The organism is bacterium (genome assembly GCA_024742285.1).
Lineage (GTDB): Bacteria > Myxococcota_A > UBA9160 > UBA9160 > UBA4427 > UBA4427.
Window position 1 is genome coordinate 122331 of sequence record JANSYR010000014.1, and the last position, 15800, is coordinate 138130.

14 protein-coding genes are annotated in these 15800 nt (G+C 68.3%); 7 read left to right on the plus strand and 7 right to left on the minus strand.

Annotated features, from left to right (window positions below; all coding sequences use genetic code 11):
* The first annotated feature begins 351 nt into the window (after positions 1–351).
* Entirely contained in the window at positions 352–2412 is a 2061-nt protein-coding gene (locus tag NXI30_22520) for a DUF3604 domain-containing protein (protein MCR9097006.1), read from the plus strand.
* A gap of 106 nt (positions 2413–2518) precedes the next feature.
* Here the strand turns inward: NXI30_22520 and NXI30_22525 are convergent, their stop codons facing one another.
* The 4 genes from NXI30_22525 to NXI30_22540 all read right to left on the minus strand — a co-directional run bounded on the left by NXI30_22525 (position 2519) and on the right by NXI30_22540 (position 7580).
* A complete protein-coding gene (locus NXI30_22525; GenBank protein ID MCR9097007.1) occupies positions 2519–4015 on the minus strand; it encodes an OprO/OprP family phosphate-selective porin in 1497 nt (498 codons plus the stop codon).
* A gap of 386 nt (positions 4016–4401) precedes the next feature.
* Positions 4402–5190, minus strand: coding sequence for a DUF2889 domain-containing protein (locus NXI30_22530; protein MCR9097008.1), 789 nt, complete (start codon positions 5188–5190; stop codon positions 4402–4404).
* Between the two features lie 114 nt (positions 5191–5304).
* The gene (locus tag NXI30_22535; protein ID MCR9097009.1) at positions 5305–6132 is read right to left on the minus strand and encodes a glutathione S-transferase; all 828 of its coding nucleotides are present in this window, start codon (positions 6130–6132) and stop codon (positions 5305–5307) included.
* A 41-nt stretch (positions 6133–6173) separates the two neighbouring features.
* The gene (locus NXI30_22540; GenBank protein ID MCR9097010.1) at positions 6174–7580 is read right to left on the minus strand and encodes a carotenoid oxygenase family protein; all 1407 of its coding nucleotides are present in this window, start codon (positions 7578–7580) and stop codon (positions 6174–6176) included.
* A gap of 169 nt (positions 7581–7749) precedes the next feature.
* On the opposite strand from NXI30_22540, the gene NXI30_22545 reads away from it, so the two are divergent.
* Entirely contained in the window at positions 7750–8676 is a 927-nt protein-coding gene (locus tag NXI30_22545; protein MCR9097011.1) for a thioesterase family protein, read from the plus strand.
* Between the two features lie 24 nt (positions 8677–8700).
* Here the strand turns inward: NXI30_22545 and NXI30_22550 are convergent, their stop codons facing one another.
* Positions 8701–9909 (minus strand): CoA transferase, encoded by a 1209-nt coding sequence (locus NXI30_22550; protein ID MCR9097012.1) that lies wholly within the window; start codon positions 9907–9909, stop codon positions 8701–8703.
* 160 nt (positions 9910–10069) lie between these two features.
* Between NXI30_22550 and NXI30_22555 the strand changes: the two genes are divergently transcribed.
* Positions 10070–11638 (plus strand): AMP-binding protein, encoded by a 1569-nt coding sequence (locus tag NXI30_22555; protein ID MCR9097013.1) that lies wholly within the window; start codon positions 10070–10072, stop codon positions 11636–11638.
* A gap of 91 nt (positions 11639–11729) precedes the next feature.
* Here NXI30_22555 and NXI30_22560 read toward each other — a convergent pair whose 3' ends face one another.
* Positions 11730–12086 (minus strand): antibiotic biosynthesis monooxygenase, encoded by a 357-nt coding sequence (locus NXI30_22560; protein MCR9097014.1) that lies wholly within the window; start codon positions 12084–12086, stop codon positions 11730–11732.
* Positions 12083–12568, minus strand: a complete 486-nt coding sequence (locus NXI30_22565; protein ID MCR9097015.1) for a helix-turn-helix transcriptional regulator — start codon at positions 12566–12568, stop codon at positions 12083–12085. The genes NXI30_22560 and NXI30_22565 overlap by 4 nt, the downstream gene beginning before the upstream one ends.
* Before the next feature lie 149 nt (positions 12569–12717).
* Here NXI30_22565 and NXI30_22570 point away from each other — a divergent pair, with 149 nt between their 5' ends.
* Genes NXI30_22570 through NXI30_22585 form a run of 4 tightly spaced genes read left to right on the plus strand, consistent with a single transcriptional unit; the run spans position 12718 to position 15764 of the window.
* Positions 12718–13335, plus strand: coding sequence for a 2-hydroxychromene-2-carboxylate isomerase (locus NXI30_22570; GenBank protein ID MCR9097016.1), 618 nt, complete (start codon positions 12718–12720; stop codon positions 13333–13335).
* Between the two features lie 50 nt (positions 13336–13385).
* Entirely contained in the window at positions 13386–14156 is a 771-nt protein-coding gene (locus tag NXI30_22575; GenBank protein MCR9097017.1) for an SDR family NAD(P)-dependent oxidoreductase, read from the plus strand.
* Entirely contained in the window at positions 14153–15196 is a 1044-nt protein-coding gene (locus tag NXI30_22580) for an LLM class flavin-dependent oxidoreductase (GenBank protein ID MCR9097018.1), read from the plus strand. The genes NXI30_22575 and NXI30_22580 overlap by 4 nt, the downstream gene beginning before the upstream one ends.
* Before the next feature lie 40 nt (positions 15197–15236).
* Positions 15237–15764, plus strand: a complete 528-nt coding sequence (locus NXI30_22585; protein MCR9097019.1) for a VOC family protein — start codon at positions 15237–15239, stop codon at positions 15762–15764.
* Positions 15765–15800: the final 36 nt, after the last annotated feature.

Below are 15800 nucleotides of genomic sequence, written 5' to 3' on the forward strand. Positions count from 1 at the left end.
GCCGAGCCGGCGGCCGCCTGAGCCCGGTCCCTGGCAACGGAGGCTGATTCCCGAAGTCGCACCCCGCGAATCGTGGACCGACGATTGCACCCTCCTGAGATCGCGCGAATTCGTCGTCTGATTCGCTCGAGGTCGAGAACGGCTGGTCTCGTTTCTCTCGCGGATCGTGGATCGCGGTACTCGCTTCCACGGCTTCCGGCGGTGCTGGCAGCGCGGGTGCATTCCTCGGTCCACCTTGCACCCCGCGTCCCGCCCGTGCCCGGCAACGCACGCTACCGTCGAATTCCCACTTCGTGAGGTGGAGAGCGGGCGAGGTTACACGCCTCCCGCCGCCGACCGCCGGGAGGTTCCATGTCGTTCCGAACGATCCGTCCCTACGCCTTCGCCCTCGTCTTCGTTCTCTTCACCGCCGCCTGTAGCGAAACGCAGGACGCCGGAGACGCCGCCACTCCGGCCGAGGAAACCGCCGCGACCGCCTCCGGGGCGACCGAGGGGGAACGTCTGGTAGTCTACACCGAAGAGCGCACGCCCTGCGACCACTACACGCCGAACCGACTCCCGCTCTTCGGGGACCTCCACGTCCATACCGAGCTCTCCTTCGATGCGGCCGCGAACACGATCGGAGCGACGCCCGAAGACGCGTACCGCTATGCGCAGGGCGAAGCGATCGATTTCTGGCCCCTCGAGAACGGAGCGCCCGTCGGATCCTTCGCGATCGACCGGCCCCTCGACTTCCTCGCCGTCACGGACCACGGCGAGTTCCTCGGCGAGCGCCGTCTCTGCCGGGACCCGGACTCGCCCCGCTACGACGCCGACTTCTGCAAGCAGGCCCGGAGCGACGAGCGAACCGGCATGATGCTCTTCGGCCAGGTGATCACGACCGAGACGCCGGCGCGACTCCCTCAGGTGTGCGGCGAGGACGGCCAGCTCTGTCGCGAGTGGGCTCGGGATCCGTGGACGCGGATCGGTGACGCGGCGGACGCGGCCTACGATCGAAGCTCGGCCTGCCGCTTCACGGCGCTCAAGGCCTACGAGTACACGGGCACGCCCGGGACGTCGAACTACCACCGCAACGTCGTCTTCCGGAACGGCAGCGTTCCGCCCTTTCCGGTCTCCTACGTCGACGCGCCCTACGACAGCGCGCTGTGGGAAGGTCTCGACGCGGTCTGTCTGGAAGCAGACGGCTGCGAGTACCTCACGATTCCGCACAACTCGAATCTCGCGAACGGCCGCATGGCGCCCTACATGCGACTCGCCCCGACCCTCGAGAACCGCCGGGCCTATGCGGCCAAGCGGCTCGAGCGTGAGCCGATCATGGAGATCTTCCAGCACAAGGGCGCGTCCGAGTGCATCAACGGCCTGTCGAGCGTGCTCGGCGCGCCGGACGAGCTGTGCGACGTGGAGGCCGTCCGTTTCATCGGCCGCGAAGAGGTCTACGGAGTCACTCAGGCCGACGAGGACGGGAACCTGATCCTCGGCGAGGCGCGCGAAGTGACGCAGGAGTGCGGGGACGAGGTCGGCAGCTACGGCATGCTCGGCGCGGGCTGCGTCGATGCCACGGACTATCTCCGGTCCGGTCTGCTCGTCGGCCTCGAAGAGGCGGACGCCATCGGCCTCAACAGCGTGAAGCTCGGCGTCGTCGCGGCAACCGACACGCACGCGGCGACGCCCGGCGCCGTCGACGAAGCGGATTGGCGCGGGCACGTCTCTCTCGAGGCGACGCCCCAGGAACGTCTCTCGCCTGGCCTCCTGACCAGCGGGATCGACGGCAACCCGGGTGGGCTCGCCGGCGTCTGGGCCGTCGAGAACTCCCGCGACGCGATCTTCGAAGCCATGCTGCGGCGCGAGACCTTCGGGACCTCCGGGCCGCGGATCGTTCCGCGCTTCTTCGGCGGTTGGGACTACGAGGCCGACCTCTGCGATCGTGCGGACATGGTCGAGGTCGGATACGCCGGAGGTGTGCCCATGGGCGGAGATCTACCGGCGCCGACGTCGCCGGAGGCGAAGCCCGTCTTCGTGGCGGCGGCGACCCGCGACGCCTCGCGAATGGGGGCACCGCTCCAGCAGCTCCAGCTCGTCAAGGGTTGGATCGACGCCGAGGGCCGTCGACGGACCGAGGTGATCGTCCTCGCCGGCGGACCGAACGACGCGACGGTCGATCTCGCCACCGGGGAACGGAAGGGCGACGGCCACGACAGTCTCTGCGCGGTCTATCGCGACGACGATTTCGATCCGGGCCAGTCGACCTACTACTACGTGCGCGCCGTCGAGAACCCCTCGGCGCGTTGGAGCGTCTTCGACTGCCTGCGCCTGCCCGAAGCAGAACGCCCGGCGGTCTGCGGTGATGGATCGTATCCGCAGACCACCCAGGAGATGGCCTGGACGTCGCCCATCTGGCACGAGGCCCCCTAGACGAGGAAGCGTGATCCGGAACGCGAAGCGGCTCGCCGGGCCTGGACCCGGCGAGCCGCGCGTGGCTGCCGACGGTGGATGGGGCGGGTCGGGTGCCCGCGCCGTCCTAGAAGGAGATGTCCCACTGCAGGCGGACGCGGTGGTCCTCCGTGTTGCCGAAGACGACGGTGGTGGCGTTGTCGTTGTCGAGGGTCAGGTAGGAGTAGTCGAGCGTGACCTTGTTGTTGTGGCCGCTGAAGAACCAGTTGGCCGCGCCCGTGAATTCCTGGCGCGTCTGGGACTTGAGCAGGTTCGCCGTGGCGTTCTGCTCGGGCTCCCGAACCATCGCGTAGCGGAAGGCGAGCTCGAGCTCCTCGGGGACGCAGTCGAAGAGCTCGTTGAAGAAGTACCCCGTCTGCGCGTAGCCACCCCAGTAGTGGGTGTCGCGTGCGGCGCTGGACGCGGCCTGCGACCGGTCGGTGACGCGCTTCCAGTGGAATTCCTGCTGGATCGAGAGACCCTGGTACTTGAAGGCGAATCCCTGGGTGGCCTGGGTGACCGTGAACTGGCCGTCGGAGGCCGCGGCCGGCGACGCGTAGGCCTGGAGATTGCCGCAGCCACTCGAGGACCAGCGCGTGCAGCGACCGGTGTGTTCGGCGAAGCCGAAGGAGAGGGAGCCCGTGGGCTTCTCGGTCCGCTCGACGTCGGTCTGGCGCAGCGCGAGGTCCCGGCCGAGGAAATTCCACTGGAGCCGGGCGGCGTACATCACGTCGTTGTCGTCGTTCGCGACGCCGCGACCTTCGCCGGTGAAGACGCCGAAGTAGTAGCGGAGCTCGCCGGGCGTACCTTCGAAGAGGTGACCGCGAAGGCTGACGCCGACCTGGCGATCGATCGTGAACACGCGATTCACGATCGAGCGCTCGACGAACTGCTGACGCCCGGAGGAGTCCACGCGCTCGCGGTTGTAGTCGATCTTCCACTGACCGACGCGGAGGGCGATCTTCTTGTACTTCGCGATGTCGATGCGCCAATCGATCACGCGGGTGTCGGAGCTGCCGCTGTCGTTGGTGCGCGTGGGCTCGAGGTCGACCTCGAAGTAGTACTTGAGCCAGGGGCGATAGCCGTGGCCTCCGATCTTCATGCGCAGACGTCGCGCCTGGAAGGTGAGCTCTTCGGTTCCGCCGAAGCTCGAGACGTTGCGCGGATCGCTCCGGGTGGGCCAGGTCAGGCGGAACTGGGCGCGCCACTGGAGGTTGGTCTGGAAGTTCCCGTCCTTGGTCTCGAGTCGGAAGCCCTTGCTCGTATAGCTGGCCTTGACGCCGAACCGCTCGTCGATCGCCGCCTCGACGGCTTCGTTGATCCGCGCGGTCAGGTCGGCGTCTTCGTCCTCTCCGTGTCCCGCGGACACGGGGGGGAGGGGCTCGCCCGACTCGCCGGGCTCATCCGCGGCGTCCGGTGTCGCATCGGCGCCGGAGAGCGCGTCGTACTGCTCCTGGTTGATCGAGCCGTTCTCGAGCAGGACGTCGAGCAGCTGCGGGACGCCGTCGTCGGCGTGGCCCGGAGCGGCGAAGAGCGCGAACGAGAGCGCGTAGGCCGCGAACCGTCGCGGCGACAAGGGAATCACGATTCCACCTCCTTTGGGATTCGGTTGTGCTGTCGGGAACACGATGGGGGGTTCGTGTCCGGCGCGGGCGGAATCCTGCCTGGGTCATGTGGCATGAGCGTGACAACACGATGAAGCTGTTACGGCAGGGTGAACGAACCAGGGAGGAGCGGTCGCGCCGGCGTGAAGCTCGGCCTCGCTGGTCCTGGCCTTCCCCGGCTCGTGCGGCCCTACCCAGGGGGAGGCGGGGGTGCTCGCCGCCGGCGATCGGTGCGCGGTCGCGCCGGCGACCCACTGGAGACCGGTCGGAGACGACCTCGTGGACGGATCCGGATGCGGGGAAGCCCGAGCGAATCGGCTTCCTCCTCGTCGATTGCACGAGCCGGCGAATCGACGGGCCGGAAGGCCTAGCGTGCTGCGGCTCCCGCGTTCGGCGGCTTCGAGAGGACCTCGTCCGCGCTCTCCGAGAAGTCGTGGGTGTTGCCGAGCACGCGGAGCCCCTGGTCGAGGCGTTCCGGCGCGAAGGCGTGGCAGCCGCCGCCGACCTCGTCCGCGAACTCGCGGGCCGTCTGCATGGCGTCGAAGTCGTGTTGACGGCCGAGGCCGATGAAGACGGCGCGCTGCAGGATCCAGGCGGCCTCGATCGCGTCGGGGGTGGGGCGGTCGCGGAGGATCTCCCGGAAGGGCCTGGAGCCGATCGCGAGTCCCTCGAACGACGGGTCCGAGGCAGCGGTCACGCGCATCCCCTCGAGCGACCAGTGGAGCGCTTCTTCCCCGTCGACCTCGACACGGCACTCCGCGCGCCGCTCCACGCGGTCGGGGACGGTCACGTCGTACCGCCGCTCGCACGATCCGCCCGAAGCGACGCGGCCGGCGTGCGCGATCGTCAGACACGTGACGTCGTGGAGATGCGTGCACTGCGCCTTCGCCGGCGTGTGGCGGACCAGGTCGAGGATGGCGGTGTCGAGCGCCGCGCCCTTCATCGCCTGGAGCGGAACGAGCGCCCCCGGGCAGGTCGTCCACGGAATCCGGCGCGGCTCGCCCGCGACGGCTGTGACGAACCCTCCGTCGTGCGTGATCTCCACCGCGAAGTGGTGGAAGTCGTCCCCCAGCTCTCCGCGCGCGCCGGCTTCCGTCGCGCGCAGCTCGATGCGTCGGCGGTAGCAGCCCGTGCCGTAGGTCCTTCGTTCGCTCATCGACGCTCGCTCGCCCCGCGATGTCTCCGCCGCTCCTGCCGCGGGTGACCCGTCTGGCGCACCGGGCAGGCGCCAACGACGCGCGTCGCCTCCGGGACGAGCGGAAGCGGCACCTCAGCGGACCGACGTCAGGCCGAGGGTCTCCTCGGCGCTCGTGAGGGCGATCCCGAAGGCGGGAAAGGGGATCCAGGTCGTGGGTTCCTGGTGGTTCCGGATGTAGTCGGACACTGCGGGGATCGTCGCGATGCGCTCGATGTACGCGTCGAGATCCGGGAACTCGTTCGAGAAGAGCGAACGGTCGAAGGCCTTGTACCAGTTGGCCAGGACGTTGAAGGCGTGCAGGTCCGCGACGGACAGGCGATCGCCGACCATGAATCCGCCGTCCTTCGGGTTCGCCTGCAGGTAGTGAAGGAAGCCGTTCAGGTGGTTTCGATAGCCGTTGCCCGAAACGCCCCAGGCGCCGTCGCCGAGAAAGGCGGCGAGGCGGTCTCGTACGACGTCGTCGGGGACGTTCACCTTTGCGTTGACGGTCAGCATCCCGTTCCAGTGGAAGAGCGCGTCGTAGGCGTGCGCCATCACCTCCATCGCCGCGAGGCGCTCTTCCGGCGCATCGCCGAAGAGGTCGTGCTGCTCGGCCAGGTGGGCGAGGATCACGTTGCTCTGGTTCAGGCGGAGGTCGCCGTCCACGAAGAGCGGCAGGTGCCCGTTGCGCACCCGCGGCTTGAGCAAGAAGTCGCCGTCCGGGGTTCGCGCCGACCACTCGAGCAGGCTCATCCGGACGAAGTCGTAGTCGACCCCCGCGACTCGGAGCAGACAATGGATGGGCCAGCCGATGCCCATCACGTCCAGATAGACGAGGGTCGGCTTCGCGCTCGACTGCGTCATCAGTCGGTCGAGCTGATCCGCGAGATCCTGTAGGCGCGGCGGGATCGAATCGGTCATTCAGCGCAAGCCCTCGCTCCCAAAGCGCGCGTGCCGATCGATCAGGCCGGGATCCAGTTGCCGTGGAATCCGTTGGGCACGCGGAGATCGAGCCTGGCCCGAGCGCGTGGACCCGACTCGATCGAGGTCGCGTCGAAGAGCACGAGGTCGCTTCGGTTCTCGGGGCCGAGATAGACGATCGACAGGAGGAAACCGTCGCCTTCGTCGGCGTCCGCGGCTCGCGGCACGAAGATCGGTTCGCCGACGAGGCAGCCCTCGCCCGCGTGCCAGCGCGCGACCTCGCCCGTCTCGAAATCGACGTGGGCGATCTGGTCGAAGATCGCGTTCCGGCCCTCCGGGCTCTCGGTCGAGGTCATGAAGCCGTGTCGATAGGGCAGGCCGGCGAAGCGTTCGTCGAGACGGGGGAACTCGGAGATGAGGTCGTCGATCACCTCGATGGTCGGATCGTCGGTCGATCCCGACAGATCGAAGGTCCAGCGTTCGAGCCGCCCCTCCGCGTCCTTCGGCGCGGGCCGGCCGCCGTCGGGCGTCGGGAAGCCCGGTGCCCCGTCGTAGCGGACCATGTCCGCGACGAGGCGGTCCCCGTCCTCGAAGGCGTTCATCGGGTGGTAGACGTAGCAGGCCTCCGTCTCGACCCAGCGGATCGCGTCGATCGGGTCGCTTCGGCGCAGGAAGCCGAAACGGCTCGATTGCGAGGCGTCCCAGGCGATCGGCGGTCCGCCCTTCATGGCGCGTTCGAGGCTCGTCGTCGCGGGGAAGACCGGGAAGACGACGAAGTTCCGGGTCGCGATGAAGTCGTGGACCATCGAGGCATAGGGGGCTTCGAATCGATCGCTGCGCGTGAGGCGCCCGTCCTTCGCGACGACCTGATAGCTCATGGTCGGGCTGCCGAGTCCGCCGACGCTGTATCCGAAGAAGAGCATCTCGCCGGTCTCGGGGTCGATCTTCGGATGCGCGGTCATCGGCCCTTCGAGTCCGCCGTCGAAGTCGTAGGGGCCGATCGAAGCGAGGGACCCGCGCTCGAGCTCGAAGGGCGGGTTGCCCTCTTCGAGGGCGAGCAGCCGGCCGCCGTGGAAGAGGACGTTCGTGTTGGCCACGTTGAAGGGCTTGCCGGCGGCGAGCGGATCGCTCGTCATCGGGTTTCCGAGGGTCCCGAAGAGCGCGCGTCCGTGCTCCTGCTCGAGCTTCCATTTCTCGGTGCGGATCCAGCGGTTCCTGTAGGCGACCCGACCGCCCTCGATGTCGAAGGCATGGATCATCCCGTCGCCGGAGAAGAGGTGGTACTTGTCGCGCGGAGGAAAGAGGGGGGTCGACCCGTTGCGGACGAAGGTGCCCGCCAGCTCTTCCGGCCAGTCGCCTTCGACCTCGAGATCGGGCGCGTCGCATTCCGCCCGGACCGGGGCGAAGTTGCCGCTCAGGAAACGTTCATTCGGGAATCGCTGGGTCATCGCTTCTCCGGGCCGGACGCGAGCATAGCGGCCGCAGCAGGCCGTCGTCGGGCGCCCCGGGCGCGTACTCGCGGTTCCCCCACGGCGGGTTGCCGCGGCGCGCGATCCCGCCGAGACTCTTCGCCACCCGGCGTCGCGTGCCCGCGCCCGGACGACAAGCAAGACAGTCATGGAAGACCTCCAACGCCTCCACGAGAGCGTCGTCCTCGATTCCGAGATCGACGCCCTGGGACACATGAACGTGCGCCACTACGGCGAGCGCGCCCTCGCAGCGACGGCGTGCCTGCTCGAGCGCATCGACCTCGCCGGCCTCGGCGTCGAAGGCGTGACGCCCGGCGTCCACGACCTCCCGCGGCTCTACACGCGCTACCAGCGCGAACAGCTCGCCGGCGCGCCCCTCGAAGTCCATGGCGGTCTCGTCGACGTGACCGAGCGCGGTCTCCGCTTCTACCACGAGCTGCGCAACCCGGTCCGCGAGGAGATCGCGGCGACCTTCATGCACGACGTCCGCTTCCCCGACGCAGACCTCGAAGAGCCGCCGATCATCGACCACGCGATCGTCGCGGCCCTCCAGGCCCGCCGGATCGTGATCCCCGAGCACGGCCGCCCGCGCTCGATCGATCTCGACGCGAGCGCGAAGGCTCCGAGCCTCGAAGACGCGCTCGAGCATGGGATGGCGGTGCGCAAGCCGCGGGTGATCGACGCGGAGATCTGCGACGCGACCGGTCGCGTCTCCGCCGACCACCGTCCCTTCGTCATGTGGGGCGGCGAGCCCCTCGACGGGAGCGAGGCAGGGCCCCCGGTCTATCCCCTCGAGGGCGGCGGTCGGATGGGCTGGGCCTCCCTCGAGATGCGGTCGGTCCGGCTGGCCCCGCTTCGCGAAGGGACGCGGATCCAGAGCTTCGGGGCGCCGGTCGAGCTCAACAAGAAGACGAGCCTGCGCCGCTACTGGGTCTTCGACCTCGATTCGGGTCGGCCGCTCCTCGCGAACGACGTCGTCGACATCGCCCTCCATCTCGACGAGCGCCGCGCGATCGAGATCCCGGAGAAGATGCGCGCCGAGCTCGAGCGGACGCTCCGCACGGATCTGCGTTAGGCCCCGTCTCGGGCCGGGGTGACGCTACTGCTCGCCCACCGAGACCAGCAGCTCCACGGTCGCGGCGTCCACCCCGGCTTCCTCGAGCACCTCGCGCGTGTGCGCGTTCAGGTCCGGCGCCGGGAAGGTGCCGTGCATGTCGTGCTCGGAGAGGCGAAAGGGGGGCGCGACGGTCTGGAACGAGCCGTGTTCCGGGTGTTCGATCGTCGAGAAGACACCGTTGGCCCGGGTCTTCTCGTCGGAGACCGCTTCGAGGACGGTCTTCGCCGGCGCCCAGATCACCTTCTGGCCTTCGAGGGCTGCCGTCCACCCGGCGAGCGACTTCGTCCGGAACGTCTCGTCGAGGGTCGCGACGAGCTCGCGGTTGTGCTGGAAACGCGCCTTCGGGTCCTTGAAACGGTCGTCCTCGAGGAGGTCGGGGCGTCCGATCGCCTGACAGAAGGACTTCCAGTAGATCGTCGAGTCGATCATGACGAGCAGGAGCCAGCGATCGTCCGACGTCGGATAGTGGTTCCAGAGGGGATTGCGCGGTGCGCGTCGGTCGTGGCGCGGCGGCGGCTTGCCCGTCGCGAGCGCCTGCCCGCTGTCGTTGCCGCCGATGTAGAACCCGACCTGCTGGAGGTTCACGTCGACGATCTGCCCCTCGCCGGTCTGGTCGCGGTGGCGCAGGGCAGCGAGGATCCCCGTCGTCATCGAGAGCGCTGCGCAGTGGTCGCCCACGCCGGGTCGGAAGAATGCGGGGGGTGAATCGGGATCGCGCTGCTGGTCCATCATGCCCGACAGCGCCCAGAACGAGGTCTGGTCGAAACCCGGATCATCGGCCTGCGACCCTTCGGGCGAGAAGCCGCCCAGGCGCGCGACGATCAGCTCCGGGTGTTCGGCGCGGAGGGCGTCGACGTCGAGGCCGACCTTCGCGAGACGGCCGGGGAGGGTGTTGGTGATCAGGATGTCCGCTCGGGCGATCAGGTGCTCTAGCGCCTCGACGGACTGCGGCAGGGCCAGGTCGAGGGCGAGGGAACGCTTGCCGCGATTGTCCATCTGATAGTTGGCGCTGAGCGGGAAGTCGCTGTCGTAGCCGTTCCGTTTCGGGGTCGCGAAGCGATAGAAGTCGCCCCACGGCACTTCGACCTTCACGACGTCGGCGCCGAGATCGACGAGCAGCGTTCCCGCCGCCGGGACGGCGACGTAGTTGGCGACCTCGACCACGCGGATGCCGTCGAGCGGTCCGGGCATGGGGCTTCTCCTCGGGTTCCGGAAACGAGGCCGGGAGTCTAGGCGACCGGGCGTCTCGCCACGAAGACGGCGAGTACGGAGATCGCCCCTTCGGCGATTGGCGCTCCTCCCGCGGACGGACCAATCTCTTCAGGCTGAAGCCAGCCGGAGGACGAGGGCCATGGCGACGACCGATCTGCACCGACCGATCACCCACAGCGAGCTGATCGTGAACTCGCTCCGGCGCTGGCCTTCGCGGGAGGCGTTCCGGCAGGACGGCGTGTCCTGGACCTATCGGGAGACCGAGGCGCGTCTCGCGCGGGTCGTCCGCGTGCTCCAGGAGAAGGGACTCGGTCGTGGGGAGGGGGTCGGTGTCCTCTCGCCGAACCGACCGGAGGTCTGGCTCGGTCAAGCCGGCGCCGGGCTCGCCGGGGGTCGCTACACGGCGCTCCACCCGCTCGGCTCCTTCGACGATCATGAGTACGCCTGCAACGAGGCTGAGCTGAAGATCCTGATGATCGATCCGAGCTTTGCCGAGCGGGCCGGCGAGCTCCTCGAAAAGTCCGCGGCCGTCGAGACGGTGCTGACCTTCGGCCCTTCGGAAGTCGGCGAAGACCTGAACGCGCTCGTCGATGCGGTGGGAGCCGCGACCCTCGAGCCGGGACCGAACGGGCCCGAGGACACGTCCTGGCTTCTCTATACCGGCGGGACGACGGGCGTCCCCAAGGCCGCGGAGCTGCCCGAGGCGGCGGTGGCGCACATGGCCCTCTCGGTCTCGAGCGGGTGGGACCTGCCGAAGGCGCGTCGCTATCTGGCCTGCGCGCCGATCACCCACGCAGCGGGAATGCTGATCTCGCCGACGCTGATGGCCGGGGGCACGGTGGTCCTGCAGAAGGGATTCGATCCCTCGCGCTGGCTCGACGAGGTCGTCCGGGAAGAGGCGACGCTCGCGCTGCTCGTGCCGACGATGATCTATGCCGTGCTCGATCATCCGGAGCTCGACGCCACCGACTTCCGCCGGCTCGAGACGATCATGTACGGCGCTTCGCCGATGTCGCCGTCGCGCCTCGTCGAAGGGATCGAGCGGATCGGGCCCGTCTTCGCCCAGCTCTACGGGCAGACCGAGTGCGGCGGGGTCGCGACGAGTCTCTGGCGGGAACACCACGACGTCTCGCGGATGGATCGTCTCTCGAGCTGTGGGATCGAGATGCCGGGCGCGCGGGTCGCCGTCCTCGACGAGGAGGGGCACGCGGTCCCGGACGGCGAGGCCGGGGAGATCTGCGTGCAGGGCCCCGCGGTCATGCGGCGGTACTTCAAGCAGCCCGAGTTGACCGAGGGCACCCTCGTGGGCGGCTGGCTCCGGACCGGGGACATGGCGGTCCGCGACGAGGAGGGCTTCTTCACGATCGTCGATCGCAAGAAGGACATGATCGTGTCCGGCGGCTTCAACGTCTTTCCGCGCGAGATCGAGGACGTGCTGTCGACCCACCCGAGCGTCTCCGCGGCAGCCGTCATCGGCGTCCCGGACGAGAAGTGGGGGGAGGCCGTGAAGGCGATCGTGGTGGCACGTCCCGGCGAGACGGTCGACGGGGAGACGCTGATCGGGCTCGTCAAGGAGCGCAAGGGTCCCGTCTACGCGCCCAAGACCGTCGACGTGGTCGACGCGCTGCCGCTCACGGCGGTCGGGAAGCCCGACAAGAAGGTGCTCCGGGCGCAGTACTGGGGCGACGCCTCTCGCGGCGTGAACTAGCCGGCAGGAAACCCCCGCGCCCGACGGTTTCTACGACCGAAATACACGGTCGTTCGCGTGTATCGACGACGAAAGTCGAGGCGCGGGGCGATCAACGCTCGAGCCGGACCGAGGGGCGGAAGACCGGCGGCGACATGGCCTCGAGGGCGGTCCGTAGCGCTTCGCTCGGCTCTCCCAGGAGCGTCAACTTCTTCATCTTCCTGCAGGCCGCGAGCGCTTCGCCGAAGCGGGCGTAGTTCTGGAAGTGGAAGAGGAGGGCGTCGGAGTCGGCATAGCGCTCGACGACGCGGGCCTCGGACGCGGCTTCGTCGACGTACCACTCGTAGGCGAGCAGTCCCGGTTCGGTCGCGCCGCAGTGCTCGATCACCCGCCCCACGACTTCGCGCAGCGCGTCCGCCCGGCCGGGAAGGATCTCGGATTCCACGAAGACGGTGATCTCTTTGCTCATGTCCGGAGGCTAGCGCGCCGCTTCTTTCGTTTTCGGCCCGCTGGTCCCGGCGCCCACTCGAGCTTGCCGGGCTCGATCGGCCGGCCCTCGTGGTCCACGGCGAGGAGCGCGGCGACCTCGCGATGGCTGTCCTGCTCGCGCGCGACCAGCGGCACGTCGTCCTCCCCGAAGACCCAGCGATCGGACCAGAGGCGCATGGCCGTCAGGACGAGCCAGAGATCACGACCCTTCTTCGTGAGCCGGTACGCATAGCGCTCGCCGGGCTCGGGCAGTCGTTCCTTCTCGAGCACGCCGCTCTCGACGAGCTTGCGGAGACGGTCGCTCAGGATGTTCTTCGCGATGCCCAGGCTCTCCTGGAACTCGGAGAAGCGCGTCTTGTCGAAGAACGCATCGCGGACGATCAGGAGCGTCCACCAGTCTCCGACCTGCTCGAGCGCCTGAGCGACGCCACAGTTCATCTCCTCGAAGCGCTTGCGGGACATCGGCCGCTCCTCGTGATCGGGTCGGCAATACAGGTTGCGTTACAAAACCTTATCGTCTAGCGTCTCGATCCACAAGCCCGGCCGATCCCTTCGTTCGCGGCGGGCGCCGCGTGTGAAGAAGCCCAGCGAACCCAGGGAAGAGCGCATCCATGGCCGAGCCCTCCGTCGAGTTCCATTTCGACTTCGGAAGTCCGAATGCCTACCTGAGCCACGTCGTGATCCCTGCGGTCGAAGAGCGGACCGGCGTGAAGTTCCGCTACGTCCCCGTCCTGCTGGGTGGCCTCTTCAAGGCGACGGGCAACGCGTCACCGGCGGTCACCCTCGCCGGGATCAAGAACAAGGGCGAGTACCAGCGGATCGAGATGCAGCGCTTCCTCACGAAGCACGGGATCACGAGCTTCCACTCCAATCCGCATTTCCCCGTCAACACGCTCCAGATCATGCGCGGAGCGATCGCGGCGGAATCCCTCGGCTGCTTCGAGCGCTACGTCGACGAGGTCTACCGGCACATGTGGTCCGATCCGAGGAAGATGGACGACCCCGAAGTGATCCGGTCGGCGTTCGACGAGTCCGGCCTTCCGACCGAGGCGCTCTTCGAGGGCATGCAGGACCCCGAGGTCAAGGCGAAGCTGATCGCCAACACGGACGCGTCGGTCGCGCGTGGCAACTTCGGGTCGCCGACCTTCTTCGTCGACGACGAGATCTTCTTCGGGAAGGACAAGCTCCGTGACGCCGAGGAGGAGATCCTGGCGCGCAAGAACGCCTGATCTCCCGTCGCTCCAACCCATCCGATCGTGCCCCATCAGGAGGATTTCCCATGAGCAAACCCGTCTGTCTCGTGATCGGCGCCGGCGCCGGTATCGGCGGAAACGTCGGCAAGCGCTTCGCCCGCGACGGCTATCACGCCGTTCTCTGTCGTCGAAGCGACGAGGAAGGCCTCCAGCGACTCGTCGGGGAGATCGAAGCCGAGGGCGGAACGGCGACCGGCTACCTCCTCGACGCTTCGAAGCCCGACACGATCGAAGACCGCGTCGCAGCAGTCGAGGCCGAGATCGGCCCGATCGAGGTCGTCCTCTTCAATCTGGGCGCACAGATCGGGAGCCGGCCGCTCGCCGCGACGAGCTACAAGGCATTCGAACTCGGCTGGCGGCTCGCGACCTTCGCGCTCTTCCGGGTGGCGAGCGCGGTCTGCCCGGCGATGGAAGAGCGCGGGAAGGGCACGATCCTCGTGACCTCCGCGACGGCCGCGGTCCGCGGCAACGCGGGCCAGCATTCCCACGCCGCGGCGATGGGCGGCCGGCGAATGCTCTGCCAGACCCTGAACGCCGAGTTCGCCTCGAAGGGAATCCACGTCGCGCACATTCTGATCGACGGGGCCGTCGATGCGCCGGACACGCTCGGCAAGCTCCTCGGTCCGGAGCGCTTCGAGCAGCTGCGGGACGCGATGGGGCGTGAGAAGGACGGGTTGATGCTCCCGTCCGAGATGGCGGAGACCTATCTTCACGTCGCCAAGCAGCATCGCTCGTGCTGGACCCACGAGATCGACCTGCGCGCCTACTCCGACACCGCCTGGTGGAACCACGAATGAAGATCGCGATCTCGATCGGCAGCGCCTACTACGACGGGCACGACTGGGAGGAGATGCTCGAGTTCGTCGAAGCCGCCGACGCGATGGGCATCGATTCGGTCTGGTCCGCCGAGGCCTGGGGGATGGACGCGGTCGTCGCGCTCGGCGTGCTCGCCGGGCGTACCAAGCAGATCCGTCTCGGCACGGGGATCATGCAGATCAGCGCGCGGACGCCGGCCTCGACGGCGATGACCGCGATGTCCCTCGATCGCGTCTCGAACGGGCGATTCCTGCTGGGCCTCGGCGCGAGCGGTCCGCAGGTCGTCGAGGGCCTCCACGGGCTGCCCTTCGCGAAGCCGATGTCCCGGATGCGCGAGTACGTCGAAATCGTGCGGATGGCGACGGCGGGGGAGCGCCTCCGGATCGACGGCGAGCATCTCGTGCTGCCGCGCCCCGGTGGAGAGGGGAAGGCGCTCCGCCTGTCGATGCCGCCGAAGCGGATCCCGATCTACCTGGCGACGCTCGGGGTGAAGTCGCTCGAGATGACCGGGGAGATCGCCGACGGTTGGCTCGGGACGTCGTTCATTCCCGAGCAAGCCGACGCCCATCTCGCACATATTGCAAAGGGTGCCGAGCGCGCCGGACGCTCGCTCGACGACATCGAGATCGAGGTGAACTCGATGGTCGCGGTCTCCGACGACGTCGAGGGCCTGCTCGATCGTACCCGGCAGGGGATGGCCTTCACGCTGGGTGCGATGGGCTCGGCGAGGACGAACTTCTACAACGACGCCTACTGCCGGAGCGGGTGGGAAGAGGTGTCGAAGGAAGTGCAGCGGCTCTGGATCGGTGGTGACAAGAAGGCGGCGATCGCTGCGGTTCCCGACGAGATGCTCCTGCAGGCGTACCTGATCGGGACCGAGGACCGCGTGCGCGAACGGATCCGAGCGTTCCGGGACGCGGGGGTGGACGTCTTCCGCCTCGCGCCGCAGGGCCGGACGGTGAAGGAGCGCATCGCCAACCTCGAGTACCAGGCAGATCTGATCCGATCGGAGACGAGCTGAGCGGCGCGCTCGATCCGAGCTCGTCCCAGGAGGCGCGAAGATGAGTCGACGATTCGGAGAGATCCGGCAGAACGGCTACGTGGTCCGAGACATCGAGGCGGCGATGCGCCACTGGGTCGACGTGATCGGCGTCGGGCCCTGGTTCTATCTCGAACGGGCGCCGATCGACCACTTCACCTATCGCGGCGAACCGTCGGATCTCGAGGTGAGCATCGCGCTCACGAACTCGGGGCCGCTCCAGATCGAGCTGATCGAGCAGCGGAACGACGCGCCGTCGGGGTATCGCGATTTCCTGGCGGCGGGTCATGAAGGGCTCCAACACGTGGCCTACTGGACCGAGGACTTCGACGCCGAGCTCGCCCGGGCGAAGGGGATGGGCCTCGAGGAGCTCCAGGCCGGTCAGGTGAACGGCTCCGACGGGCGCTTCGTTTACTTCGAGACCGGCGGACATCCGGGGACGGTGGTCGAGATCTCCGAAGTGAGCGGGCCGAAGGGGAAGCTCTTCCAGCGCATCCGGGAGATCGCAGGCGGGTGGGACGGAAGCGATCCGATCCGCCGCATCGGTTAGTCGTCGTCTCCGCCTGACGCGTCCAGTGGCCCGCGC